Source organism: Pseudoalteromonas sp. DY56-GL79, from assembly GCF_041414765.1.
GTDB lineage: Bacteria > Pseudomonadota > Gammaproteobacteria > Enterobacterales > Alteromonadaceae > Pseudoalteromonas > Pseudoalteromonas piscicida.
The window spans coordinates 1-577 of record NZ_JANHZS010000071.1 but is presented as its reverse complement, the minus strand read 5'-3'; the positions used below and the strand labels follow the sequence as shown (position 1 = coordinate 577).

The 577-nt window shown below is 44.7% G+C and carries 1 protein-coding gene; it reads right to left on the bottom strand.

The features are described 5' to 3' along the window. Window positions 1-289 precede the first annotated feature (289 nt). Window positions 290-577: transposase (locus tag NO992_RS23380; RefSeq protein WP_371380821.1), on the bottom strand; the 288-nt coding region annotated here is incomplete at its 5' end.

Genomic DNA, 577 nt, shown 5'->3' with positions numbered 1-577 from the left:
CTTATATGGACTCCTCCAATTGTACAAGCCACTTTTAGCATTATTAGTGTGATTGCGTGCTTATATCCGGGCTCTTGATGAGGTGCTACCTCGGCCTCTTTGATGTATTCGCGCCCTTGTGCCTTCTCTCCCACGCGGTATTTGTATACACCTGCGCTTTAACAGGCTCTCAAGGGTGGGTCTCACCGCTTAATGCTCTATCTTGGCTTGTTCAATACTGGGGGTAATCTCAGTATGCTTTCTGCTTTTACGTTCTATTTATCTTGATTTGTTCTTCTGTTACTCAGTGCTACACCGCTAAGATTTTTGGCTCGTATGTTGAGCCGTTTTTAAGTAAGGCATAGGCAGTTCTAACCGTTTTGTTGGCCAATGCAATGGCAACACATTTCACGCTTTTCTTGGCGAGTAGATTTTTTATCCAGCGTTCTTTCTCTGTGGTCGCTTCTTTATGTTTTAGCCTGCTGACTACCGTTCTTGCACCGAGAAACAGGTTTTTCCTTAATGTATTGCCTCGTCTTTTGGGGATATGACCTATCTTGGCTTTTCCGCCTGATGAGTGCTGTGTCGGTGTAACACC